Genomic DNA, 440 nt, shown 5'->3' with positions numbered 1-440 from the left:
TAGCCCGGCACGTCGCCGTAGCTCGCGGTGCCGCGCGTCACCACCTGCCGCAGCATGGACACGGCGCTCAGCGCGACCTCCTTGCGCATCACCCGCTCGGCCGGGCGTGGGCCGTCCTGCCGGAGCAGCGTCGGCTTCACCGCGATGCCGCCGTTGGCGATGGCGGAATAGGCGGCGGCGAGGTGCAGCGGGCTCGCCGACATGCCGTGGCCGTAGGAGGTGGTGATGGTGGTGATGTCGGCCCAGCGGGCGGGAATCAGCGGTTTCGCGCCGGGGGCCTCGATCAGCTCGACGGGCGTCGCGTCGAAGAAGCCCAAGGACTTCAGGAAGGCCTGCTGGCGCAAGCCGCCGATCTGCAAGGCGATATGCGCCACGCCGACGTTGGAGGATTTCACGATGACATCGGTCGCCGAGAGGAAGGGGCCGTAGTTGTGGCCCTC

Annotated in this window: 1 protein-coding gene; it reads right to left on the bottom strand. The window is 69.8% G+C overall.

The window, feature by feature from the left end; genetic code table 11:
• On the bottom strand, positions 1 to 440 hold a 440-nt coding region (locus C5F48_RS24555; protein ID WP_258186607.1), incomplete at both ends, for a penicillin-binding transpeptidase domain-containing protein.

Source organism: Cereibacter changlensis JA139, from assembly GCF_003034985.1.
GTDB lineage: Bacteria > Pseudomonadota > Alphaproteobacteria > Rhodobacterales > Rhodobacteraceae > Cereibacter > Cereibacter changlensis.
The sequence above is the reverse complement of the archived record's forward strand: the minus strand, read 5'-3'. Positions and strand labels throughout refer to the sequence as shown.